The following is a 24,088-nucleotide window of genomic DNA, read 5'->3' as shown; positions in this document are numbered from 1 at the left end:
TCGCTTACTCAAGATTATTCTAATAGTTGAGGTCCGGTATGTATATTTTGAATGGCATTGCAGCGTCGCCAGGAATCGCTTTTTGTCAGATTCAGGTGGTACGTAATAATCACAGGTATGCTGAATATTCTGATGCCAGGGAACCCTCCTGTGAGTGGGGCCGCTTTTTAACTGCATTACAGAATTGCATTGAAAGTATGGCTAAATTTCATCAGCAAGCACGACAGCAATACACTGATGATATGGCTAAGGTTTATAAAGCTTATCTGTTAATGTTGCAGGATGAAGATTATATTGCAAATATCCGGGAGAACATTTTCTCTTATTTGTGCGCTGAGCTGGCGGTTATCAATGAAACAGAGAGGTTGGTTGGGTGCTTATTAAAGTCTAAGTCGATCTATTTGAATCAGCGAGTTGAGGATATTCGCGCAATAGAAAAAATGCTGCTGGACTGCCTGGCGAATAAAATTATTGTTGAGCTTTCCGATTGTCCGCAAAAAATGATTATTGTTGCGGATGAGCTGACGCCAGCGGATACCATTGTCTATAACCCTGAGCAGCTGCAGGGATTTATCACTTGCCGCGGAGGGGTGACTTCTCACTCGGTGATTCTGGCAAAAGAGCTGGGGATCCCTGCCATTGTTGGTGTCACGATGGATCTCGACAGCCTGGTAGACGGTCAGCCAGCAATCGTTGATGGCGACAGTGGGGTTATCTATGTTGATCCTGATGAGCAGTGTATCGCTCGGTATCAACAGCTCATTACACAATTAGCGCAGCGCAAAGAGACACTAAGGCGTTTTGTTATCGATGCTGCCCATACGCCAGAGAAGATTGCAGTGTGCGCCAATATTACGGCCCTTAGCGAAGCTCAGAAAGCTCTCGAACAGTATGCCGATGGTATTGGACTGGTCAGAACCGAATTTTTGTATATGAATCGAGATCGGTTTCCGGATGAGGATGAACAGTTTCATTTTTATCAATCGCTGGCCCTGCTTATGGCACAAAAGGAGATTGTCATTCGTACCCTGGATATCGGCGGGGACAAGCAGGCGGATTACATTGGTATTCCTGCGGAGGAGAATCCATTTCTTGGCTATCGAGCTGTTCGCTACTGTCTGGATAATAAAGATATTTTCAAACAACAGCTGCGAGCTATTATTCGTGCCTCGGCGTTTGGCCGGATTAAAATATTAATTCCGATGATTGCCACGCTGGAAGAGCTTTGGGAAACAAAGGCGCTGATAGCTGATATTAAGCAGTCATTAAGTATGCAGCAAATTGCATATGACGAAAATATACCTGTCGGCATAATGATTGAGACACCTGCTGCTGCCATGCTTGCTGATGTTTTTGCCAGCCGCTGCGATTTTTTCAGTATCGGTAGTAACGATCTTACGCAATACATCACCGCCAGCGATCGAAATAACAGCAAAGTCCAGCACTTATATCAGCCGCATCATCCTGCGGTGTTGCGTGCGATTAAGCAAGTTATTGATGCTGCAAAAAAACACCTGATTCCTGTTCACGTGTGTGGCGAAATAGCTTCAAATAAAAATATGTTACCTTTCCTGATTGCTGCCGGTGTTGATGAACTCAGCGTCACGCCATTAAGCGTTCCGCAAGTGAAATATACGGTAGCGAAAATGGCAACGGTGAAATGTGAATCATGGCTGAAATCACTCTTGTCAACATATGAAATGGAAAAAATAGAGTCATTGCTCTCCGGAATGGCTAAAGAAATAGACGTACTAGAATTTTAGTCGTTAGTTAAAGAGTTCATCTGTTATTTCAGATAGTTAGATCTGGAAGGGATGATTGTTGTGTAAAATCACTTTCTATGCAGAGGTATAAAATATGTATGTCACAATGAAAACTATTTTAGATGATGCTAATCGCCATTATTATGGCGTTATTTCCGCCAGCGTTATTAATCTTGAGTTAGTCCGTGGGGCGATTCGGGCAGCACAAGAGGAGAATGCACCGATCATTATTAATATAGGTCAGGGGCAAATGAGTAAGCACGGTGATGGTGAAATTATCTCTAAGATTGTACGGACTCTGGCAGCGCGTGCAACCGTACCGGTAGCGCTGAATCTTGATCACGGTAAAGATTATGAGCGTATTACCCACGCTTTTCGCCATCAGTTTTCATCCATTATGATTGATGCCTCCGAATATCCGATGGAAGAGAATATTCGGCGCACCAAAGATGTCGTAACTTTATGCCACTCGCAAAATGTGACGGTTGAAGGCGAGATCGGTTTTATTGGTCAGGCCGCCAATGCGGATGATGAAAAATTTGACCTCTATACTCGCGTTGAAGATGCTGTCCATTTCTTTGAGGCTACCGGAGTTGATGCGCTGGCGATAGCCGTGGGGACTGCGCATGGTAAATACCCGGCCAATCGTGCACCTAAAATCGATTTTGATCGTATCAGCCAAATTAAACAAGCTACTCAGAAACCGCTGGTGCTTCATGGAGGGTCTGATTCCGGGGAAGAAAATATCCGCCAGGCCGTTATTTGCGGCATTAATAAAATTAACGTTTGTACCGACACGTTCGTCAGCTGCAAAGAGGGCTTGAGAACAATGCTGCAAGAGACGCCGGATATTGATTTCATGTCTATGATGATCAATATGGAAAATCAGGCTAAAGAAACGCTACAAAACTATATTCGTATTTCTGGCTCCAGCGGTAAAGCGAGTCACTTTAGATAAATTATCACAACCTTAAACACCGGGTTTTATAGCAAACGACTTAGCTTGCGCGCAGGCGCCAGGGGATTCGTACGCCCGCGCGCGGCCGGGAGGAAAAATAATGCAATATTCGGTAAAAATTGGACAGTATGATGGAGCTGGCCTGCAGTGCATGGTTGAAAGCGCTGACTGGTTTGTCGGAATAAAAAACTGGAAACCCGAAAATGATATCCAGTATATCGATACGCTAGAACGCCATTTATTAACTGACGAGGTTTTCATTTTGTTAGATGGGAAATGTACTCTGCTGGTTATTGATGAAAATGATAGCGCAAAATTTCATTTTCAATATATTTCAATGGAACCTTATAAGGTGTACTGCATCCCGAAAGGTGCCTGGCACAATACGATTACCTGGCCAGGCGTCAAGCTGGCGTTGATCGAAAATCGTAACACCAGCGTGGAGAACAGCGAGTTTATGCTGTTAAGCCGCGCTATGCGCGAGCAAATAATCTCTGCGCTGGCATCACCTGTTAGCTAAGACATCAACGGAGTTCTCCGCAAGCGCGAGCGATGCTCTGACAGGCTGAGTCCAGCAGGGCATCATCCAGCGCGTAAGCCAGACGCAGATACCCTGGTGCGCCAAATGCCGTCCCGGGTAGAGTGGCAACATGAGCTTCGGTTAACAGGTAATCGGCAACCGCAACGTCATCATTGAGCTGAACGCCTGCGGGGGTTGATTTACCGATAAGGCCGGAACAATTTGCGAAGATATAAAATGCGGCCTGCGGCGCGCTGGCGCTTAGCCCATCGACCTGGTCTATCATCGCCATCACTCGATCGCGGCGCCTGACGAGGATGGCCTGCCACTGCGGCAGAAAATCGGCGGGTTGGGTCAGCGCGGCAACGCCCGCAGCTTGCGCGAGCGAACAAGGATTGGAGGTGCTTTGCGATTGAAGAATCGTCATTGCAGAAATTAACCAGGCAGGCCCGGCGGCATAGCCCAGGCGCCAGCCGGTCATGGAAAACCCTTTGGAGAGACCATTCACCGTCAAGATACGCTCACGCAGCGCTGGCGCAACCTGAGCCAGCGTGCAGAAAGGTGCGCCGTCGTAGCGCAGCGCCTCATAAATATCGTCCGCCAGAATCAGTACCTGCGGTGCGGCCTGCAGTATTTTCGCCAGCGCTTGCAGCTCCTCGCGGCTATACAGCGCACCCGTTGGATTGGATGGGGAGTTGAGGATAAGCCAGCGGGTACGCGGAGTAATGGCTGCGGCCAGAGACTGCGGCGTCAGCTTCCAGCCATTTTGTTCCTGGGTTGCAACGATGACGGACTCGCCATCCGCCAGCGCTACCATATCGGGATAGGAAACCCAGTAAGGTGCGGGAATAATAGCTTCCAGACCGCTGCTCAGCGTGGCCTGTAGCGCATTAAAAATCAGCTGCTTAGCACCTGTGCCGGCAATAATCTCCTGAGAGGTGAAGCGCAGGTCATTGTCACGGGTGAATTTATCAATAATGGCGGCTTTAAGGGCGGCGGTGCCGCCGACCGCGGTGTACTTTGTTTCACCTTGACGGATAGCATCGATACCCGCCTGGCCAATCGCCGCAGGCGTAGCAAAGTCCAGTTCACCGAGGCCAAGACTAATAATGTCGATTTTCTGCTGCTGCAGGGTACGGACCCGGTCGGCGATGGCCGCCGTCGGCGACGGGCGAACTCGCCGCATACGCGGCGCGAGAAATTGTGCTGACATAGTGCTCTCTTTGGTTAGACGCCGCATTTCATCGCGCGGCGTATTCGTTTGTTTCAGGGGATTCAGGCCGGTAGCGAGACGCCGCTGCGGGCATCGGCGGCGAGTCGCTGAAGCTCCGCCTGGGTTTCGGCAATCACCTCCGGGGTAACATCGACTAGCGGTGAACGTACATGTCCGCCGTTGAAGCCGCGCAGATTCATTGCTGCCTTCACCAGCTGCGGCTGGCCATGGCGACGCGCAAGAGCACGGAAGCCGTACCATAGGCGGTGCAGCTCTCTGGCGGCGATGGCATCGCCTCGCTCCAGCGCGCGGAAACTGGCTAATACCAGCTCAGGCAGCGCACCGCTGTTGGTCGTGCTTATCCCATCGAAACCGCACATCATTGGGCCTAAAAATGCCAGGTCTGAAGCGCAGAACAGGCGCAGACGCCCGGACAACCGGTTGGCGATTTGGTCAATAACGGTTGGACTCAGGTCGCCTTGTTTGATGCCTACAACCTGCGGAATATCTGCCAACTGCTCCAGAAGCGCAGGAGGGAGGGTAATGCCGATACCCGGCGCGTTGTAGACCAGAATCCCGGTTTTAGATAACGGCGCCATTTGCTGGAAAAAATTCACGATTTGCGTATCGGTGACTTCGGAAACAAAAGGCGGCGTAACCATCGGCAGGCCGCCGAGATCGCCTGCCAGCGTGGTTAATTCACGGACTACCCGGGCATCGGAGCCTGCGCTGCACAGCATCACCGGAACGCGATCGCCGACAACCTGCATCACGTGACGGAAAATGGTTGCTCGCTCCTCAGGGCTCAGCGCCGGGAATTCGCCGTAGGTTCCGCCTATCAGGACGCCGTCATAGCCGAGGTCAATGACGCGCTCGATATTGGCGGCCAGACCGGCGAAATCAATCTCTCCCTGTTCGGTAAAAGGGGTCACGGTAATATTGAAGATCCCGCGTAGTCTTTCACGGCATTCAATCCTGTCTTTCATCTCTCTCTCCTTAACTGGTCATGCCACGACGGCATGACGATGGTCTGGTGGTTGGTGACCGGCGGCTGCCTGTCGATGGTGCAAATGCGCACGATAAGTGCGCATCATTTGTGCATTTATGTTGCAACGGCTTATAGATGACTCAGCTGGCTGAGCGGGCGAATGACGACGCCAGCGGCGGTCAGACGTTCGCGCAGCGTGCGGGCGATGGCCACGCCCTGCGGGTTATCGCCATGGACGCATAGGGTATGAACGGGCATTGGGATTTTGACCCCGCTAATGGTACGAATCGCTTGTTCTTCAATCATTTGTAGCGCACGACTGGCGGCGCGTTCGGGGTCGTGGATGATGGCGTCCGGCAAATGTCGCGGCAGGGTCAATCCGTTTTCGCCGTAGCTGCGGTCGGCGAACACTTCACAGGCGACGCGCAGCCCGGCCTTGCGCGCCGCGCGTTCTGTCGCATTGTGCGGCGTAGTGACCAGCACCAGCTGGCGGTCCACGGCGAGAATAGCGCTGACGATGGCTTCCGATAAGGCATCGTCGGTGAAGGCCTGGGTAGCCATTGCGCCGTGTAGCTTGACGTGGGTCATCATATGACCGCAGACCCGCGCCATGGCCTGCATGGCGCCCAGTTGGTACACCACCATTTTGCCAACGTCCGCTGGGCTATCACCGGTAATCGTGCGTCTGCCAAACCCCCAAAGATCAAGAAACCCCGGATGGGCCCCGACGTCCAGCCCGCGCGCTCTGGCATGGGCGATGGTGCGGTGCATCACCAGCGCATCGCCGGCGTGAAAACCACAGGCGACGTTGGCGGAGGTCACCAGATCCAGCATGGCTTCATCGTCGCCAACGCTGAATTGACCAAAACTTTCACCCAGATCTGAATTCAGGTCCACTTCTTGCATGATTACTCCTCGAGACAGTTGGTATACCAAATGCATGCAATGAGAATGCCAAAGGGTAAAAGCCAAAATGACGTCGCTGGCGAATGTGCCGATGAGCGAATGTTTAACCAGGAGAGAGTGAGCAGATGAAACCATCGATCAAAGCAGGCTGTCTGACATTGGGCCTGTTGACCATGAGCTATAGCCTGTCCGCCAGCGCGGATGAGCTCTATTTTGCTAGCTGGGGCGGAGCCTATCAGGATGCGATTCGTGAAGCCTGGCTGAAGCCCTTCAATAAAGAAACCGGTATTGATGTCGTGGAGGATACCGACCCGCAGGTCAGTAAACTAAAAGCCATGCAGGATACCGATACTGTGTCATGGGATGTGGTGACGGAGAATAGCTCGCGCCTGGCTCGCGGCATTAAGCTCGGGGTGTTTGAAAAGATCACCCCGGAAATGGTTAATCAGCAGCATGTTATCCCCGGCGCGCGTAATGATTACGGCGTCCCGTCTGAGATTTTCTCCACCCTGATAGGCTTCTCAAGCAAGGTCTTCCCGGAGGGGAAACCGCAGCCGAAAACCTTCGCTGATTTTTGGGATGTGAAGAAATTCCCCGGTAAACGCACCTTGCAGGATGAACCGGCTACGGTTATCGAAGCCGCGCTCATTGCCGATGGCGTCAAGCCGGAAGATGTCTATAAAACGCTCAGCACCCCGGAGGGGGTCGATCGGGCGATGAACCAGATTAAGAAAATCAAACCCTATGTGGCGAAATGGTGGAAGAGCGGCGCGGAACCGGTGCAGGCGCTCTCCAGCGGTGAAGTGGTGATGGCTTTAGGCTGGAACGGCCGCTTCCAGTCGGGAATTGACTCTGGCGTGCCGATCAAAATGTCATGGGATGATTCTGTCGCGCAGGTTGGCTACTTTGCGCTGGTCAAAGGGGCCCACAACCGCGACGCGGCGCTGAAGCTACTCAACTATATTATTTCGCCGCAGCATCAGGCTGAGTTCAGTAAGTACATCGCCTATGGCCCGACCACCAGCGAGGCGATGCAATACATCGACAAAGCACGTCAGGAACGTTTGCCGTCCACCCCGGAACGATTGCAGCACACTCTGTTTATGGATGCCGGATGGTGGGACAAAAATGGCCCGGCCATCATTGAGCGCTACAACCAGGTGCGTGCGCAATAACGGCGCGCGAAACATAAGTTGATTCAGTGAGTCACTGGGCGGACGGGGTACCTCTGACGGTGCTTCGTCCAGAACGGAGTGTGTTATGGTGGCAACGATATTGACCGACAACCTTACCCCATCCCGGCGGATCCGATGGCCCGGGCTGGCCCTCGTGGCGACGCTACCGTTGCTGCTTTTTTTACTCCTGTTTTTTGTCTGGCCGATTGCCGGACTGCTTAAACAAGGTTTCCTGGCACAGGGGCACTTTAGTCTCGAAAACTATCTCCACCTGTGGGATACGCCCATTTATCGCATCGTGCTGGAAAATACCTTTGTTATCGCCATGGCGGTGACGATCGGCTGCATTGTGATGAGCTACCCGCTGGCCTGGCTGATGGCCTCGGTGCGTCCGGCGATGGCGAAGCTGCTGTTCTTTGCCGTTCTGCTTCCGTTCTGGTCCAGCGCTCTGGTGCGCACCTCGGCGTGGATAGCATTGTTGCAGCAAAACGGCCCGCTGAATAATCTGTTGATGACCCTGCAAATTACTTCACAGCCGGTGGCATTTCTCTATAACTTTACCGGCGTGCTGATTGGTATGGTTCATGTTTTGATGCCCTTCGTGGTGCTGCCGCTTTACGCCTCATTCCGTTCGCTGGACAGCTCATTGCTGCAGGCGGCGCAAAGTTTAGGCGCGGATTCGCTAAGCGTATTTACCCGCATCATCCTGCCGCTGACGCGTCCAGGCGTTGTCGCGGGTGCGGTCATCGTATTTATGAACGCCGTCGGTTACTACATCACGCCGTCGCTGATGGGCGGACCGGCACAGCGCATGGTTGCGGAGCTTATTTCGCATAATATTACCGATGAGCTGAACTGGGGGATCGCCGCCGCGCTGGCCTGCGTATTGCTGATCACCACGCTGGTCGCGCTATGGCTGTTTAATCGCCTGTTTGGTCTCGATAAGCTGATGGGGGGTTCCAGCGGTAAAGGGAGCCAGTCAGTTGTCGTGACGCAGCGCAGCGGCGGTGGGCGTATTAGCGCAGGCGCAGGCGTGCTGGTGGCGTTATTTCTTATCCTGCCGATTGTTGTCGTTATTCCAATGAGTTTCGGTACCGCCAGCTTCCCTACGTTTCCCCCTGCTGAATACGGCGTACGCTGGTACGTGAACTTTTTTACCGACCGTAAATGGATGCTGGCGCTGGGCGAGAGCGTGCGGATTGGGCTGATTGTCACTATTTTATCGATGGTGCTGGGGGCGACCGCCGCGATGGGGATCCATAAACTCCGTTCGCCGCGCAAAAGCTGGTTGGAAACGTTGTTTATCGTTCCCATGTCGGTGCCAGCCATTATTACTGCCGTCTCGCTTTATTATTTGTGCGGACCATTAGGACTGATCAACAACTCGGTGGCGCTGATCCTCGGCCATACCGTTCTGGCTACCCCTTATACCTTTATTACGCTACGTGCAGCGCTCAAGGGATTTGATCCCAGCCTTGAGCTGGCAGCCTATAGCCTCGGGGCCAAACCCTGGCAGATGTTTCGCCGCGTGATGTTGCCGCTTCTGCTCCCCGGCATGATTGGCGGGGCAGTGTTTGCCTTCGTAACCTCATTTGACGACGTTGTGATGTCGCTATTTCTCACCACTATCCGTAATCGAACCTTGCCGAAACTGATGTATGAAGGACTGGCGTTCGATTTTGACCCGACGGTGATTTCGGCTTCCTGCGTACTGATCGCGGCGACGGCGGGGATCCTGATTTTGCAGAGCCTGGTAAAACGTAATGGAGGCAAACATGCGTCAAATGCAGGGTAAAGATGTCACTCTTAACGCCATTCGCAAAACCTACGGTTCCACGGTCGCGCTGCCGCGTATCGATCTTCAGGTGGCGCGCGGCGAGTTCTGTACGCTACTGGGGGCTTCCGGCTCCGGGAAAACGACGCTGCTGAAAGTGATTGCCGGGTTTGAACGCCCTGATAGCGGCAGCGTTCAGATTGCTGGTAAGGATGTGACTCGCGAGCCAATTTCCGACCGCAACATCGGCATGGTGTTCCAGAACTATGCGCTTTTTCCGCATATGTCCGTATTTGAGAACGTCGCCTTTCCATTACGTATGCGCCGCCTGGCGAAGGTCGATATTGAACGGCGGGTTGGTGAGGCGCTGGCGCTGGTCAGTCTTGACACGTTTCGTAAACGCCTGCCCGGAGAACTCTCCGGTGGCCAGCAGCAGCGCGCCGCGTTGGCCAGGGCGCTGGTGTTCAATCCGGATATTTTGCTGATGGATGAACCGCTTGGCGCGCTGGATAAAAATTTGCGTCAGTCGATTCAGATTCAGATTAAGCAGTTGCATCAGGAACTGGGCCTGACGGTGGTCTTTGTCACTCACGATCAGGAAGAAGCGATGAATCTCTCCGATCGGATAATCATTATGGATAAAGGGGAGATTGTTGGCGATGGTTCTCCGCAGACCCTTTATCGCCAGCCTGATAGCCGCTTTGTCGCCGGTTTTCTCGGCGAGTGTAATTTCATTCCCGGCGAGCGTGACGGTACGCTGGGCATCCGGCCCGAGCATATGCTGGTTGGCCGCGCCAGCGAGAAGGCGGCCCGACGCTATCAGGGCAACATTGTGATGGCCACCTTTTGCGGTCTGCACTGGAAGCTATTGATTGAGTATCAGGGGCAGATGGTGGTGGCCTACGCGCCGGTCGATCTCCCGCCTGAGGATCGCCATTCTGGCCAGACCATCAGCTTTGGCTTTCAGCCGGAACTGGCGATGACCTTCAGGGAGTCCGCGTGAACGGTTTTCCACGTTTTATCGCGGTGGGCGAACTGGCCCTATTAGTTGAATTCGGCGACCGTATCGACAACCAGCTGAATGCCCGGGTACTGGCGCTGGCGGCAGCGTTGAACGGTACGACCGGCGTGAGCGAAATTATTCCCACCTATCGCTCCCTGACCGTGGTGTTTGACCCATTAACGGTGACCTGTATTGAGCTTTGTGAACGCGTGACGCTTCTGCTTAATCAGCTTCCTGCTACACATTTAGCGCGTCGCCGCTGGCGCGTGCCGGTGTGCTATGGCGGCGAGTATGGCGAAGATTTGCCTGCGCTGGCGCAGGGACATGGGCTCAGCCCGGAGCAGGTGATTGATATACACAGCAGCGCGCGTTATCGGGTTTATATGGTGGGCTTTATGCCGGGATTTGCCTATCTCGGTGGTCTGCCTGAATTGCTGCATACCCCGCGTCGTTCATCGCCGCGTGCGATGACGCCGGCGTCCAGTATCAATATCGGCGGCCAGCAGACGGCAATCAGCTCGGTAGCAGGCCCCAGCGGTTGGCACCTTATTGGCCGGACACCCTGGCGTTCATTTGATCCGCTACGGCAAAGACCATTTTTGTTTCAGGCCGGGGATGAAGTTGGCTTTATGCCCATTACTCCGGCGGAATTCGCCCGTCTGAGCGACAAGTGCCGAGCAGCGGATTGGTACCCTGAGCCGGAGGTAGCGTGATGCGCTGGCTGGAAGTTATCTCTCCAGGATTATTGACCACCGTGCAGGATGAGGGGCGTCGTGGTTTTGCGCATTTGGGCGTACCGGCATCCGGGCCGATGGACATGATTGCGTTTCGATTAGCGAATGCCGTCGTTGGAAACGGACCGGAATGCGCGGCGCTGGAATTAACCGCGCTTGGTGGGCGATACCGGGTGATGGGTGGCGAATGCATCCTGTGCCTCGGCGGGGCAGTCGATGCACAGGCTGATGGTCGGGTGCTGGAGCCCTGGGTTGGTCATCGGCTGGCGGAGGGCAGCGAACTGGTCGTTGGGCGCATACAGCACGGGCTGCGCGCCTATCTGGCTTTGGCTGGCGGTATCGATGTGGAGCCTATTTTGGGCAGCCGCGCTACGCTGACCCGGGCGTCGCTTGGTGGTCTGAATGGGCGAGCGGTGGCAAAAGGCGATCGCTTGCCTCTGGCGGAAAAAACCGTTGTCGGACGTCGCCGCTGTTTGCACGCGTATCTGACATCGTTGTACAGCAACGGCCCGCTATCGGTGGTCATGGGGCCGCAGCAGGGGGCTTTTACCGAAGCCTCGCTGCTCACGTTTTTGCATGGGCGCTATCGAGTTAGCGCCCATGCGGACCGGATGGGGTACCGGATGGTGGGCCCGGCGCTGGCGCATTTGTACGGGGCCGATATGGTTTCCGATGCGGTGGTGCCCGGGAGCATTCAGGTTCCTGGTAATGGTCAGCCGATTATTGCGTTGCACGATCGTCAGACCACGGGAGGGTATCCAAAAATTGCCACCTTAATTGGGGCAGATCTGCCGCGCGTTGGGCAACTGCGGCCGGGGCAGAGCGTGGCGTTTCGTGCGATTACCGTATCGGAAGGCGTTGCGCGCTGGCGGCGTTTGCAAGAGGGCATCGCCGCCTGTTTACAGCATATTCAATCAACGGAAGTGAGCTGGCTATGAGTGAAACACAGACCGATGTAGACAATATTTTCCTCAATCCAGGTAGCGAGGATCTGACAGAAACAACCTATCGACAGCTACTGGAAATGATCCAGCAGGGACGGATCCCCACCAATATGCCATTGCAGGAACGGGCGCTGGCGGCCGCGCTGGGGGTCTCGCGCACGCCGCTGCGTGAAGCCTTCAGCCGTCTGGTTGGCGGCGGCTTCGCGACGCGGGTCGGTCGTGGGCAGCTCATCGTGAAAGAGCCCACACTCCGCGAATATCTGGAGATACTGCAACTGCGGATTCTGCTTGAGGGGGAGGCTGCGTTTGCCGCCGCGTCCCGCATGCCGACGGAGCAGGCGCAATCGGTGATTAGCGTGTTGGCTGCCCACCGTCAGGCGCGGGACTTTTCCGCTTCTGAGAATCATCGTATCGATAACCTGGTCCACCAGACGATTGCCGCCCACTGCGGCAACGCCATGCTTGAAAGCATGATTTTTGATTTACGTATTAAAGCGCGCACTTTTGACCAGAACGGCACCGTCGCCCGCTTCGAGCCCGGCTGCCAGGAGCATATCGCGCTAATGGAACGCATTCTCGCCGGTGATGCGCCGGGGGCCAGAGAGGCGATGGTCTTTCATCTGACCCAGGCGCGGGCCGGTATCGTCGCCCGATTTACGGCAATCTGAGTAGGGAAGAAGGGTAATGAACAAACTGAACGAACAAGCCAATGGGGTTTACATTATTTCCGCGACGCCGTTTACCGACAGCGGCGAGCTGGATTTAGCCAGCGCGGATAGCCTGACCGATTTCTATCTCGAAAAAGGCGTTAGTGGGATCACTATTCTCGGCATGATGGGCGAGGCGCATAAGCTTACCGAAGAAGAAGCGTTGAGCTTTATGCAGCGGGTGCTGGCGCGGGTGAACGGGCAAGTGCCGGTGGTGGTTGGCGTCAGCCATGCTTCCCACCGTCATGTGGAGCGTCTGGCGAAAACGGCGATGGATAAAGGCGCTGCCGGGGTCATGCTGGCGCCGGGTCCGAATCTGGCAACCGACCCGCAGGTGGAAAACTATTTTCTTAGCGTTGCGAAGCTGCTGGGCAACGAGGTGCCCATTTGCCTGCAGGACTTCCCGCAATCGACCAAAGTTCATACCTCTGTTCCGGTGATGTTGCGGCTGATCGAAGCGCTGCCGCAAATCGTGATGCTTAAGCATGAGGATCTACCGGGAATGCGCAAACTTAGTCAGCTGCGCAGTCAGAGCGAGGCGCAGGGGCTGCGCCGCATCAGCGTGCTGGTGGGTAACGGCGGGCTCTTTTTGCCGCAGGAGCTGGCGCGCGGAGCCGACGGGGCGATGACCGGCTTTGCCTGGCCGGAAATGCTAGTGCAGGTGTGCCAGGCCTATGCCGAGGGTAATCCGGGACGCGGTGAGGATATTTTCGATTGCTACCTGCCGCTGCTGCGCCATGAGTTTCAGTACGGCATTGGGCTGGGGCTGCGCAAAGAGGCGCTACATCGGCGCGGGGCGATAAAAAGTGCAGCTGTCCGCCAGCCGGGGCCGACTCTTGACCGTACCGATCTCCAGGAACTGAGCGGGCTGATGGCTCGCCTGGAACGCAAACTTGCCGACAAGGGGCTGAACTGATGGATTTTATGATTAGCGGAAAAACGGCGCTGGTTTGCGGAGCGGGAAGCGGTTTAGGGCGCGCGATGGCCCAGGCGCTGGCCGCTGAAGGCGTAAAGGTTGCGGTAACCGGACGCAATGAAGAAAAGCTGGCGGAAACGGTGGCGCTGATTACTCAGGCCGGAGGGGAAGCCCGGGCCTGGCGGCTGGATCTGACAACTCCTCAGACCTTCGATACGGTCCTTGACGAGATCCGTCGACGCTTCGGTGCGATAACCATTCTGGTAAATAACTCGGGCGGTCCCGCGCCTTCCACCGCTTCTGGCGTTGACGCGGAGGTCTGGCAGCAGCAGTTTAGCGCCATGGTCAGCTCGCTCATTCAGTTAACCGATAAGGTGCTTCCCGATATGCGTGCGGAGGGCTGGGGGCGCATCATTACCAGCACCTCTTCCGGCGTAGTCGCGCCGATTGCCAGGTTAGGGGTATCAAATACCCTGCGCATGGCGCTGGTGGGATGGTCGAAAACGCTGGCTGCGGAGGTTGCCGCCAGCGGAATTACGGCGAACGTGTTGGTGCCGGGACGCATTGCCACCGAGCGCGTTGGTCAGCTTGACGCCGCGCGCGCCGGGCGTGAAGGGATCAGCGTTGAGACGGTGCGCAGCAGCAGCCAGCAGACCATCCCGGTCGGACGCTACGGTCGCCCGGATGAATATGGCGCGGCGGCCGCGTTCCTCGCCAGCCAGCAGGCGTCGTTTATCACCGGCAGCGTGCTGCGGGTTGATGGCGGCATGATCCCCTCTCTTTAACGTGGAAAATGCCGATGAATGAGGCTATACGTAGTCCGACCCTGGTGATTCGTAACGTGCTGCTGTTTGATGGCGGCGGTGAGCCGCCGATACCCGCGGATGTGGCGATTACTGGCGAATTTATTACGACCATCGGCGCACCGGGTTCGCTGGCCGGGGAACGTATCGTTGAGGCGCACGGCCTGGCGCTGGCGCCGGGGTTTATTGATGTTCATACCCATGACGACCGGGCGCTGTTAATGCCGGGGATGATGACCGCAAAATTGTCCCAGGGCGTGACGACGGTGATGACCGGCAACTGTGGTCTGAGCCTGGCGCCGGCCCGAATGGCGAACGTTCCCGCACCGCTGGATCTGATAGCGACTCCCGAATGGTTACGCTTTCCCCATTTTGCCGACTATCTGGCGGAGCTGGCCAGTAGCGGTATTGCCGTCAACGCCGCCTGCATGGTAGGGCATACTACGCTTCGCGCCAGCGTGATGGGGGATTCTCTGGATCGTCGCGCCAGCGAAGAGGAGTGTTGCCGGATGCGGGAACTGCTTGAAGCATCTCTTGCCGCCGGTGCGTTTGGTTTCTCGACCGGGACTTTTTATCCGCCAGCGCGGGCTGCCACTATCGATGAGATTGTCGCGGTGGCTGAACCCCTGGCGCGCTACGGGGCGTTCTACGCGACCCATATGCGTAACGAGGCTGAAGCGGTGCTGGACTCGCTTGATGAAACCTATGAGATTGGCCGTCGGTTGGGGGTAAGGGTACTGATCTCTCACCATAAATTAGCCGGGGTGAAAAACCATGGTCGTTCGCGGGAAACGCTGGCCAGTATTCAGGCCGCCCGTGCTCGCCAGCCGGTATCGCTGGATTGTTACCCCTATAACGCCTCATCCACGACCTTAAACCCGGACTTTATCGCCAGAGCGGCCAGGGTGCTGGTGAGCTGGTCGACGCCGTATCCCCAGCATGCCGGACGGCTGCTGGCTGAGATTGCGGTCGAATGGGGCATTAGCGATGAAGCGGCCGCGCAGCGGCTGATGCCCGCCGGAGCTATCTATTTCATGATGGATGAGGATGATGTCCAGCGTATTCTGGCTTTCCCGCCAACTATGATTGGTTCTGACGGCATGCCGCACGATGAGCATCCGCACCCGCGCTTATGGAGTACTTTCCCCCGCGTACTGGGTCATTACAGTCGCGAACTGGGGCTGTTCCCGCTGCACACGGCGATTAATAAGATGAGCGGCCTTCCCGCTGCTGAACTGGGTATTGACCGTCGCGGGCGGATTGCCGCCGGGCATTATGCCGATATGGTGCTTTTTAACCCACAGACGGTGCAGGACAGCGCCACTTTTGCGCAACCACGTACCCGGGCTGAAGGTATTGAGAAGGTGTGGGTCAATGGCCATCTGGCCTGGGATGACGGTGAAATCCGCCATCAGACGGCGGGGCGGGTTATTCGACGCTAAAAAAGTACCGTTCACCGGCTCGGGCCAGCGTTGATGGCTGGCTTCGGTGAACGGCAGGAATTATGTTGAGGAGAGCACGCGGCTTAAAAAATCGCTCACCGTCTTCATGCATAGCTCGCGCTCTTCCACGTGCGGCATATGGCTTGAGGATTCAAAAATGGTCCACTGCGCGCCGGGGATGTGGTCCATAAAGGGCTGTACCACTTCCGGAGTGGCTTCATCGTAGCGCCCGGAAATCAGCAGCACCGGAATCTGAATTCGCGCGAGGCGGTCGATAATTGTCCACTCTTTCATACTGCCGATGACGTGGAATTCGGTGGGGCCATTCATCGCGTGATACACCGTTGGGTCGGCATCCATCGCATCAAAGGTGCGCCGTACTTCCGGCGGCCAGGGATCAAGCCGACAGACGTGGCGTTGATAAAATACTGCACTTGCTGCCTTATATTCTGCACTGTCCAGGGTACCCACAGCCTCATGTTCGAGCAGCGTCTGCTGGACGTCGGCAGGGAGCTGCGCCCGGAGTTCTGCTGCGCCCTGTAGCCACAGCGCCATTGAGGCCGGAGAGTTGGCGATAATCAGCGCTTTCAAGCCCGTTGGTTGCGTCACGGCGTGTTCCGCGCCTAGCATGCCGCCCCACGATTGACCGAGCAGGGCGTAATTATCGGCAATATCGAGATATCGCAGCAGGTTATCCAGTTCGTCGAGGAAGAGCGCTGGTTGCCAGAAATCGGCAGGATGCTGCGGCAGATGAGTTGAACGGCCGTTGCCAAGCTGATCGTAGTGGATCACCGCTCGCCCGCTGAGGGCGATATCACGGAACGCATCGACATAATCGTGCGTACATCCCGGCCCGCCGTGGGCAATAACCAGCGGCGTCAGTCCACTATGGGTATCGCCGCAAATACGAAACCAGGTTTGGTATTCCCGAAACGGGGCGTAGCCTTCGCTAATGGTGTACATGAATGATCTTTACCCTGATAAGTGGACCGGCTTTCAGGGTAAAGGGTCGCAACCAACGCTGAACACTAGCAAAAATGCTAGTTCTTAGCTGTCGAGCAGACGGTAATGCAGGGCGCGAACCACCGCCTGTACGCGATTGCTGGCGCCGAGTTTTCTGGCTGCGGTATTCAGGTGCAACGTCACCGTTGCTACCGAGCGATGCAGTTTGCGGGCGATCTCTTTGGCGGTGAGCCCTTCAGCAGACCACGCCAGACATTCGCGCTCACGATTGCTTAGCTTCACGTGGCGACAGGTCAGCATGGTGCTGTCGAATAGCGGAAAGGCCGACTCCTGGAACTGGTGGGCTATCAGCATCAGCTGCGCCAGGGTCGCGCCGATTTCCCGTTCCTGACGCTGGCCGGTATGGATGCCGGTGAGGGTCACGAATCCGCCGTTGGGGAGATGCAGGGGAACCGTTGCTCCGCAGGGCATATTGTGTTCACGCATATAGTCGGTGACGGCGATAGCATGATCGTCCAGCCTGCCGCGCAGCATGCTACTGTCTGGTCGTTGATAGGACCAGACAAAGGGCGCGCAGCTCTCCAGCGCACAGTGCTGTACTGGATCAACCTGGTAATATCCTCGCTCGCACCATAGCTGGCGCATATCCTCCGGCACATTGCACGTTTTCAGCAGAGATGGCGTAATCAGCTCTCCCTCCAGCGAACGCGGGACCGGCGTGTAGTCGTAAATGACCGCGTCAAATCCCAGCGTCCGGGTGTGTTGGAAAAGCCCTATGAATGCGTCATCCAGGCTGGCTGCCTGGGTGCTGCCGGGGCGTTCAAACTCCAGTCGCATATAACCCCCTTTACGTTAAACGAGACCTGCGACGGGCACGATTTGTGCAAATCCGTCAATAGCTCGCTCTGAGGTATGCAATTCCGATGCCGTCCCGGCGCAGCGCAAAACTAGTATTTTTGCTAACTGTTCAGCTTCTGACGTTGCCGTTAGCGTTAAGGCAACGCCACACCAGCAGCATCGACGACGAGGAACACACCATGTGGAGCGAAATAGCGCCCGATCAGTGCCATAACATTGCCGTGGATGGTTATAACGTCGTGGCTTATCAATTTGGCGATGGCGATGAGACCGTTCTCTGCCTCAACGGCGGACCGGGGCTGCCCTGCGACTATTTGCGAGAGGCTCACTCCTGCCTGAAGCAGCACGGCTACCGGGTGATTGCCTTTGATCAACTGGGAACCGGGAAATCCGACCGACCGGATGACGCCAGCCTGTGGACCATGGCGCGCTACGTACGTGAAGTGGAAACCGTCCGCCAGGCGCTGGGGCTCGGTAAAGTGCACCTGCTTGGTCATTCGTGGGGCGGATGGCTGGCGATTGAAGTGGCATTGCACCATCCTGGCGCAATTCGCTCGCTGATTCTCGAAAATACCGTCGCCGATATGCCACATCTGGTGCAGGAACTGAACCGCCTGCGCGGTGCGCTGGGACCCGAAACCGTCGCCATGATGCAGCGCTATGAGGCGCTGGGCTGGCTGGAGCACCCGGCCTATCAGGCGGCGATTACGCTGCTTAATTATCGCCACGTTTGCCGCCTTGATGTGTGGCCCGAACCGGTTAAGCGATCGCTTGAGGACTGGAATATGGGGCCGTATATCACGATGCAGGGGCCGAACGAATTCCTCTATACCGGTAATTTAAAAGCGTGGAACCGCAGTGCTGAACTGGGTTCGATCCGCTTCCCGTGCCTGATAACCAGCGGGCAGCATGATGAACTTACCCCCGCCTGCGCCCTGAAGATGAAGCAGGGACTGGCGAACGCCGAAATAGCCATTTTTGCCAACAGCAGCCATATGCCGTTTTACGAAGAGCCGCAGGCTTACTACCCGATACTGCTCGATTTTCTGGCGCGCCAGCGCGATGCGGGAGGCTGTTGATGCATCGTTACCGCTTCCTGCTTTTTCGCCCGCTGCAGCTGCTGCCGGTTCTGCTCGGCATCAGCTTGATCACGTTCATGATGGTGCGGGCGATCCCCGGCGATCCGGCGCGCATTCTGCTGGGGGTTCGCAGCACTCCGGCTGCGCTGGCCCGCATTCGCGCGCAGTTTGGTCTTGATGAGCCGCTATGGGTGCAGTACGGCTTTTTTCTGCGTAACCTGCTGCAAGGGGAGCTGGGAAAGTCGATTGTGTATCGAGTGGATACCCTGAAGCTGATTGGTTCGCGTCTTGAACCGACGCTGTGGTTGGTACTGGGTAGCGTTCTGCTGGCTATTGCCTTGACGGTGCCGCTGGCGGCGATTGCCGCACGCCAGCGTGGACGTCTCGCCGATCGGCTGATTCGCCTTTTTACCACCGCCGGGCTAGGGTTTCCGGCGTTCTGGCTCGGCATCATGCTGATTTTGCTGTTCAGCATCGTGCTTGGCTGGTTTCCGGTTTCCGGCTACGGCAGCGATTTTTTAGATCAGCTACACCATATGGTTCTGCCGTGCCTGACCGTGGCGCTGGCGCTTTCAGCGGTATTGATTCGTAACCTGCGTGCCAGCCTGCTGATGGAGATGAATAGCGACTACGTCGTGGCGGCGCGGGCGCGCGGGCAGCGGGAAAGACGCATCTTCTGGCGGCATGTACTGCCCAATTCGCTGGTGCCGACCATCAATCTGCTGGCGGTAAATATTGGCTGGTTAATCGGCAGTACGGTGGTTATCGAAAGCGTATTTGCCATCCCTGGTCTTGGGCAACTTCTGGTAAAGGCGATTTTTAGCCGTGATTACATGGTGGTTCAGGGCGTGGTCATGGTCTTTGCCCTTGCCACCGTGGCGGTCAGCCTGCTTGCGGATATTCTGACCGTGGCTCTCGACCCGAGGATAAAACTATGAAGGCGACAGCGACGTTTTCCCGTCTGCGTCAGCGGGTTATTCCGCGTCAGCAGGCGCTATATGCCGGGCTGGCAATTGTCGGACTGTGGTTGCTGGTGGCCTGCCTGGCGCCGTGGATAGCGCCGTTCGATCCGATTGCTCAGGACGTGTCCTCCAGCCTGCTGTCTCCGGGCGGCGCGCACCCGTTCGGTACCGACAACTTTGGTCGCGATGTCTTTTCCCGGGTGCTATGGGGAGCGCGGGTTGATCTGCAAATTTGCCTGCTGGGAGTACTGTTCCCCTTTATGCTCGGCACCACGCTGGGTGCGCTCTCCGGCTATCTCGGCGGCGTCGTGGATGCGCTGGTGATGCGGGTGATCGATATCGTGCTGGCCTTTCCGTTTCTGGTATTGATGTTGGCAATTATTGCCATCCTTGGGCCGGGGCTGAGCAGCTTTTATATTGCCATGGCAATGGTGGGCTGGGTCTCCTATGCCCGGCTGGTGCGCGCTCAGGTACTGACGCTGAAACAGCGCGATTTTATTCTGGCGGCCCGTAGCCTGGGCTATGGGCACTTGCGCATTTTGTTTCGCCATCTGTTGCCGAATGCGCTGACCGGCGCGATCGTTTTTTCGATGTCCGACTGCGTTCTGGTGCTGCTAAACGGAGCCTCGGTGAGCTATCTCGGGCTCGGCGTGCAGCCGCCAACCGCTGAATGGGGCGTGATGGTTGCCGAAGGGCAGAGCTTTATCACCACCGCGTGGTGGATAACGACTTTTCCGGGGATCGCCATCGTGCTGTTGGCGATGGGGTTCAGCCTGCTGGCCGATGGGCTAGGGGATAAGTTAGGGGAGCGCGTATGAGTTTGCTTAAGGTGAATCACCTGACGGTCACGCGTGGTGAAGATATCGCGCTGGTGGATAACGTCTCGTTAAGTCTCGAAGCCGGTGAGATGCTTGGGCTGGTCGGCGAGAGCGGGTCGGGAAAAACCGTAACCTGCCGGGCGCTGATGCGCCTGCTGCCGGGGGCCGGACTGCGGATTACTGGCGGCGAGGTTCTGCTGGGAGGGCGCGATATCTCGTCCCTGAGCGAAGGACAAATGTCGGCGGTGCGCGGGCGGGAAATCGGCATGATTTTCCAGAACCCCACCAGCCACTTAAATCCGGTGATGACCATCGGGGAACACATTGCGGAAAGCCGCCGCCTCCATTTTGGCGCTAACCGTCGTCAGGCGCGAGAGGATGCGCTGGCGCTGCTGCGCCAGGTGGGGATCCCGGACCCACAGAATCGGCTTAATAACTATCCGCATGAATTTTCCGGCGGCATGCGCCAGCGGGCGATGATTGCCGTTGCCCTCGCCCCGGAGCCCGCCCTGCTGATTGCCGACGAACCGACAACCGCGCTGGATGTGACCGTACAGATGCAGATTTTGCGCCTGCTGAGCGACCTGCGTGCTGAGCTGGGGCTGGCGGTCATTATGATCACTCACGATCTCGGCGTGGTGGCGCAAACCTGCGATCGAATTGCGGTGATGTACGGTGGCCGACTGTGTGAGGTGGGCGACAAGCGAGAAGTACTGGCCGGGCCGCTGCACCCATACACTCGCGGACTCATTGATTGCCAGCCGGTCAGTGAAGGCGGGCTGGGGAGGTTGACGACCATCGACGGCCAGCCGCCGGTTGCCGACCACTTTCCATCGGGCTGCCGTTTTCATCCGCGCTGTCGACGCGCCGATGCGTCCTGCCTGCACCAGCCGTTGCTGCTCGACGGGCAGGCTAGTCATAGCCATGCGGTAGCCTGCCATCATATATTGCCGACGCTTACCCGGCGGGAGGGATAATGGCTTACCCTAACTGGCCGCTGCTTGAGGCCGATAATCTTTCCGTCACCTTTCCGGTTTCCGGCGGGCTTTGGCAAGCGAAAAAAGTGGTGCATGCGGTTAACCAGGTCACGGTGCAAATTTATCCCGGCGAGACGCTGGGCCTGGTCGGCGAGTCCGGTAGCGGTAAAAGCACCCTTGGACGGGCGCTGCTGCAGCTCGAACGGGTTGCTGGCGGAGAGGTCCGGTTCGATGGTCAGCGTATTACTCATGGCTTAACCAGCGATATAGCCCGTCTACGCCAGCAAAGCGCGATGATTTTTCAGGATCCTTTTGGGTCATTAAACCCGCGCCAGACCGTGGGAGAAAGTATTGCGGAGGTACTGTGCGTTCATCAGAAGGTGCCGCGCGCGCAAGTTGCTCAGCGGGTCGCGGAACTGCTCACCCAGGTTGGCCTGCGTGCGCAGCAGGCCAGCGCGAAACCTTCTCAGCTTAGCGGTGGTCAGTGTCAACGCGCCGGTATTGCCAGAGCGCTGGCTATTGAACCGCGGCTGATTGTGGCGGATGAGTGCGTTGCGGCGCTGGACGTCTCTATTCAGGGGCAGATCGTGAATTTATTGATGGATCTGCGGGAGAAAATGGGTCTGGCGATTCTGTTTATTGCCCACGATCTGGCGATTGTGCGTCGGCTCTGCGATCGCGTCGCGGTGATGTATCTCGGGCGAATTGTAGAGGAGGGGCCTGCGGAAGTGGTCTTTACCCGCCCCCTGCATCCTTATACCGCCGCACTGGTATCTGCTATCCCGGAAATTGACCCGGATAAACCGCTGCCAAAGAATTTGCTGGGGGGCGAGCCGCCCAGCCCCGTCGCTGTTCCACAAGGCTGTGCATTCCATCCGCGCTGCCCTTATGCGCAGGTGCAGTGCCGCACCGGCGAACCACCACCAACCCGGCAGATTGCCGACCGCGCTTATGCCTGCGTATTGAACCATGCGGGCGATGAGACCGTTTATCCTTTGACAGGGGGATCTTTTGATGAAGCACAGGCAAGTTAAATTACTGGCGGCGAGCGTTTTTCTGGCGCTCAGCGTGGTGAGCGAAATAGCGCAGGCGGCAGGGGTATTGACCATTGGCCGTCGCGAGGACAGCACCACTTTTGACCCGATAAAATCGGCGCAAAATGCCGACAACTGGGTTTTTTCCAACGTCTTCGATCCGCTGGTACGGGTGGATAAAACCGGGACTAAGCTGGAGCCTGGCGTGGCAGAGAGCTGGACGATTTCCCCGGATGGTAAGGTCTATACCTTTAAAATTCGCGATACCAAATTCTCTGATGGTACAGCGCTGACCGCCAGCGATGCGGCGTTTAGCCTGTTGCGTATCCGCGATGATGAAGGTTCGCTATGGCGTGATTCCTATAGCATTATCGCCAAAGCGGAGGCCACGGACCCGCGCACCCTGGTGGTCACGCTGAAATCGCCCTCCGCGCCATTCTTATCGCAGCTGGCGCTGCCGAACGCCTCGGTGGTTTCACAGCAGGCGATGAAGGCGGAAGGTGAAGAGGCGTTTGCCGAAAAACCGATAGGTTCCGGCGCGTTCAGTGTTAAAGAGTGGCTGCGCGGCGAAAAAATCGTGCTGGTTAAGAACCCGAACTTCTGGCAGGCGAAAAACGTCAGCCTGGACGGCGTGGAGTGGTTAACCATTCCGGATGATAATACCCGAATGCTGAAAGTGCAGGCTGGTGAGCTTGACGCCGCGCTGACCGTGCCTTTCTCGCGCATTGCCTCGTTACAAAAAGACGCCAATCTGAAGGTTGAGCTGGATCCTTCCACTCGTGAAGACCATCTGCTGATCAACCATTCTCACGGCGCGCTGGGTAAGGTGGAAGTGCGTCAGGCGCTGGACTTTGCGATTGATAAAGACGCTATCGTGAAGACCGTGACCTTTGGCTATGGTCAGGTGGCGAACTCCTACATTCCTGCCGGGGCGCTTTACCATTACGCGGACAATCTTCGCAGGCCATACGATCCGCAAAAGGCCAAAGAGATGCTGAAGGCGGCGGGGGCCGCCGACCTGAAGCTGAACTACGTGGTTAACGCCGGGGATGAAGTGGATGAGCAAATCGCGATTTTGCTCCAGCAGCAGCTGGCAAAAGCCGGGGTGACGGTGAATTTACAAAAAGTCGACCCGAGCCAGAGTTGGGATATGCTGGTCGCCGGGGATTATGATATTTCGGTAATGTACTGGACGAACGATATTCTTGACCCTGACCAGAAAACCACCTTTGTGCTTGGTCATGATGCCAATATGAACTATATGACCCGCTATCATAATGAGCAGGTTAAAGCTCTGGTGGCCGCTGCGCGCGTAGAAATGGACAGTAAAAAGCGCGAGCAGATGTATATTGACCTGCAAAAAATGGCCAAAGCCGACGTGAACTGGGTTGATCTGTATTACAGCCCGTACCGCAACGTCAGCCGCAAGAATATCGACGGTTTTTACCAGAATCCGCTGGGGCGCTTCTTCCTGGAGGATACCGTCAAAAACTAATGCCTCTTTGCGCCGGCTGGCCTCGACCACCGGCGCTTTTTTTGATCTTTTCGGAC

Annotated in this window: 23 protein-coding genes; 18 read left to right on the top strand and 5 right to left on the bottom strand. The window is 56.3% G+C overall.

What is annotated here, in order from left to right; genetic code table 11:
• Positions 1 to 38: 38 nt before the first annotated feature.
• From ptsP to QVF11_RS01675, 3 genes are all read left to right on the top strand, one after another.
• The gene (ptsP, locus tag QVF11_RS01685; protein WP_287855031.1) at positions 39 to 1,763 is read left to right on the top strand and encodes a phosphoenolpyruvate--protein phosphotransferase; all 1,725 of its coding nucleotides are present in this window, start codon (positions 39 to 41) and stop codon (positions 1,761 to 1,763) included.
• A gap of 106 nt (positions 1,764 to 1,869) precedes the next feature.
• Positions 1,870 to 2,721 (top strand): class II fructose-bisphosphate aldolase, encoded by an 852-nt coding sequence (locus QVF11_RS01680; protein ID WP_208431170.1) that lies wholly within the window; start codon positions 1,870 to 1,872, stop codon positions 2,719 to 2,721.
• A gap of 100 nt (positions 2,722 to 2,821) precedes the next feature.
• Positions 2,822 to 3,241: a cupin domain-containing protein gene (locus tag QVF11_RS01675; RefSeq protein ID WP_110275517.1), complete on the top strand. Its 420-nt coding sequence runs from the start codon at positions 2,822 to 2,824 to the stop codon at positions 3,239 to 3,241.
• Between the two features lie 4 nt (positions 3,242 to 3,245).
• Here QVF11_RS01675 and QVF11_RS01670 read toward each other — a convergent pair whose 3' ends face one another.
• From QVF11_RS01670 to QVF11_RS01660, 3 genes are all read right to left on the bottom strand, one after another.
• Positions 3,246 to 4,454 (bottom strand): pyridoxal phosphate-dependent aminotransferase, encoded by a 1,209-nt coding sequence (locus QVF11_RS01670; RefSeq protein WP_287855028.1) that lies wholly within the window; start codon positions 4,452 to 4,454, stop codon positions 3,246 to 3,248.
• A gap of 62 nt (positions 4,455 to 4,516) precedes the next feature.
• Positions 4,517 to 5,440, bottom strand: a complete 924-nt coding sequence (locus QVF11_RS01665) for a dihydrodipicolinate synthase family protein (RefSeq protein ID WP_139536526.1) — start codon at positions 5,438 to 5,440, stop codon at positions 4,517 to 4,519.
• A 131-nt stretch (positions 5,441 to 5,571) separates the two neighbouring features.
• Positions 5,572 to 6,348, bottom strand: a complete 777-nt coding sequence (locus QVF11_RS01660; RefSeq protein ID WP_287855027.1) for a LamB/YcsF family protein — start codon at positions 6,346 to 6,348, stop codon at positions 5,572 to 5,574.
• Positions 6,349 to 6,473: 125 nt separating this feature from the next.
• Here QVF11_RS01660 and QVF11_RS01655 point away from each other — a divergent pair, with 125 nt between their 5' ends.
• The 9 genes from QVF11_RS01655 (at position 6,474) to QVF11_RS01615 (ending at position 15,846) form a co-directional block, all read left to right on the top strand.
• Complete coding sequence (locus QVF11_RS01655) at positions 6,474 to 7,523, top strand: ABC transporter substrate-binding protein (protein WP_112213171.1); 1,050 nt, start codon at positions 6,474 to 6,476, stop codon at positions 7,521 to 7,523.
• An 85-nt stretch (positions 7,524 to 7,608) separates the two neighbouring features.
• Complete coding sequence (locus QVF11_RS01650) at positions 7,609 to 9,318, top strand: ABC transporter permease subunit (protein WP_142512933.1); 1,710 nt, start codon at positions 7,609 to 7,611, stop codon at positions 9,316 to 9,318.
• A complete protein-coding gene (locus tag QVF11_RS01645) occupies positions 9,299 to 10,300 on the top strand; it encodes an ABC transporter ATP-binding protein (protein WP_112213173.1) in 1,002 nt (333 codons plus the stop codon). The genes QVF11_RS01650 and QVF11_RS01645 overlap by 20 nt, the downstream gene beginning before the upstream one ends.
• Positions 10,297 to 11,013 (top strand): 5-oxoprolinase subunit PxpB, encoded by a 717-nt coding sequence (gene pxpB, locus QVF11_RS01640; protein ID WP_287855024.1) that lies wholly within the window; start codon positions 10,297 to 10,299, stop codon positions 11,011 to 11,013. Before QVF11_RS01645 ends, pxpB begins: the two co-directional genes overlap by 4 nt.
• Entirely contained in the window at positions 11,013 to 11,972 is a 960-nt protein-coding gene (locus QVF11_RS01635; protein WP_287855073.1) for a 5-oxoprolinase subunit C family protein, read from the top strand. The genes pxpB and QVF11_RS01635 overlap by 1 nt, the downstream gene beginning before the upstream one ends.
• Positions 11,969 to 12,646: a GntR family transcriptional regulator gene (locus QVF11_RS01630; RefSeq protein ID WP_110275508.1), complete on the top strand. Its 678-nt coding sequence runs from the start codon at positions 11,969 to 11,971 to the stop codon at positions 12,644 to 12,646. The genes QVF11_RS01635 and QVF11_RS01630 overlap by 4 nt, the downstream gene beginning before the upstream one ends.
• Before the next feature lie 16 nt (positions 12,647 to 12,662).
• Positions 12,663 to 13,601: a dihydrodipicolinate synthase family protein gene (locus tag QVF11_RS01625; protein WP_139536521.1), complete on the top strand. Its 939-nt coding sequence runs from the start codon at positions 12,663 to 12,665 to the stop codon at positions 13,599 to 13,601.
• Complete coding sequence (locus QVF11_RS01620; RefSeq protein ID WP_112213176.1) at positions 13,601 to 14,386, top strand: SDR family oxidoreductase; 786 nt, start codon at positions 13,601 to 13,603, stop codon at positions 14,384 to 14,386. The genes QVF11_RS01625 and QVF11_RS01620 overlap by 1 nt, the downstream gene beginning before the upstream one ends.
• Positions 14,387 to 14,400: 14 nt before the next feature.
• Positions 14,401 to 15,846 (top strand): N-acyl-D-amino-acid deacylase family protein, encoded by a 1,446-nt coding sequence (locus QVF11_RS01615; RefSeq protein ID WP_287855020.1) that lies wholly within the window; start codon positions 14,401 to 14,403, stop codon positions 15,844 to 15,846.
• A gap of 60 nt (positions 15,847 to 15,906) precedes the next feature.
• On the opposite strand, the gene QVF11_RS01610 is transcribed toward QVF11_RS01615, so the two are convergent.
• Positions 15,907 to 16,809 (bottom strand): proline iminopeptidase-family hydrolase, encoded by a 903-nt coding sequence (locus QVF11_RS01610; protein WP_142512927.1) that lies wholly within the window; start codon positions 16,807 to 16,809, stop codon positions 15,907 to 15,909.
• A gap of 84 nt (positions 16,810 to 16,893) precedes the next feature.
• Positions 16,894 to 17,646 carry a helix-turn-helix transcriptional regulator gene (locus tag QVF11_RS01605; protein ID WP_110275503.1) on the bottom strand — a complete coding sequence of 251 codons (753 nt, stop codon included), beginning with the start codon at positions 17,644 to 17,646 and terminating at the stop codon, positions 16,894 to 16,896.
• Positions 17,647 to 17,846: 200 nt separating this feature from the next.
• Between QVF11_RS01605 and QVF11_RS01600 the strand changes: the two genes are divergently transcribed.
• Genes QVF11_RS01600 through QVF11_RS01575 form a run of 6 tightly spaced genes read left to right on the top strand, consistent with a single transcriptional unit; the run spans position 17,847 to position 24,032 of the window.
• Positions 17,847 to 18,746 carry a proline iminopeptidase-family hydrolase gene (locus tag QVF11_RS01600; protein WP_142512926.1) on the top strand — a complete coding sequence of 300 codons (900 nt, stop codon included), beginning with the start codon at positions 17,847 to 17,849 and terminating at the stop codon, positions 18,744 to 18,746.
• Positions 18,746 to 19,684, top strand: coding sequence for an ABC transporter permease (locus QVF11_RS01595; RefSeq protein ID WP_110275501.1), 939 nt, complete (start codon positions 18,746 to 18,748; stop codon positions 19,682 to 19,684). The genes QVF11_RS01600 and QVF11_RS01595 overlap by 1 nt, the downstream gene beginning before the upstream one ends.
• Entirely contained in the window at positions 19,681 to 20,526 is an 846-nt protein-coding gene (locus QVF11_RS01590; RefSeq protein ID WP_110275500.1) for an ABC transporter permease, read from the top strand. The genes QVF11_RS01595 and QVF11_RS01590 overlap by 4 nt, the downstream gene beginning before the upstream one ends.
• Positions 20,523 to 21,503 carry an ABC transporter ATP-binding protein gene (locus tag QVF11_RS01585; protein ID WP_287855017.1) on the top strand — a complete coding sequence of 327 codons (981 nt, stop codon included), beginning with the start codon at positions 20,523 to 20,525 and terminating at the stop codon, positions 21,501 to 21,503. Before QVF11_RS01590 ends, QVF11_RS01585 begins: the two co-directional genes overlap by 4 nt.
• A complete protein-coding gene (locus QVF11_RS01580; protein WP_287855015.1) occupies positions 21,503 to 22,537 on the top strand; it encodes an ABC transporter ATP-binding protein in 1,035 nt (344 codons plus the stop codon). Before QVF11_RS01585 ends, QVF11_RS01580 begins: the two co-directional genes overlap by 1 nt.
• The gene (locus QVF11_RS01575; protein ID WP_110275497.1) at positions 22,518 to 24,032 is read left to right on the top strand and encodes an ABC transporter substrate-binding protein; all 1,515 of its coding nucleotides are present in this window, start codon (positions 22,518 to 22,520) and stop codon (positions 24,030 to 24,032) included. The genes QVF11_RS01580 and QVF11_RS01575 overlap by 20 nt, the downstream gene beginning before the upstream one ends.
• Positions 24,033 to 24,088: the final 56 nt, after the last annotated feature.

It is taken from the genome of Klebsiella sp. (assembly GCF_027492335.1).
Classification (GTDB): domain Bacteria; phylum Pseudomonadota; class Gammaproteobacteria; order Enterobacterales; family Enterobacteriaceae; genus Klebsiella; species Klebsiella huaxiensis.
The sequence above is the reverse complement of the archived record's forward strand: the minus strand, read 5'-3'. Positions and strand labels throughout refer to the sequence as shown.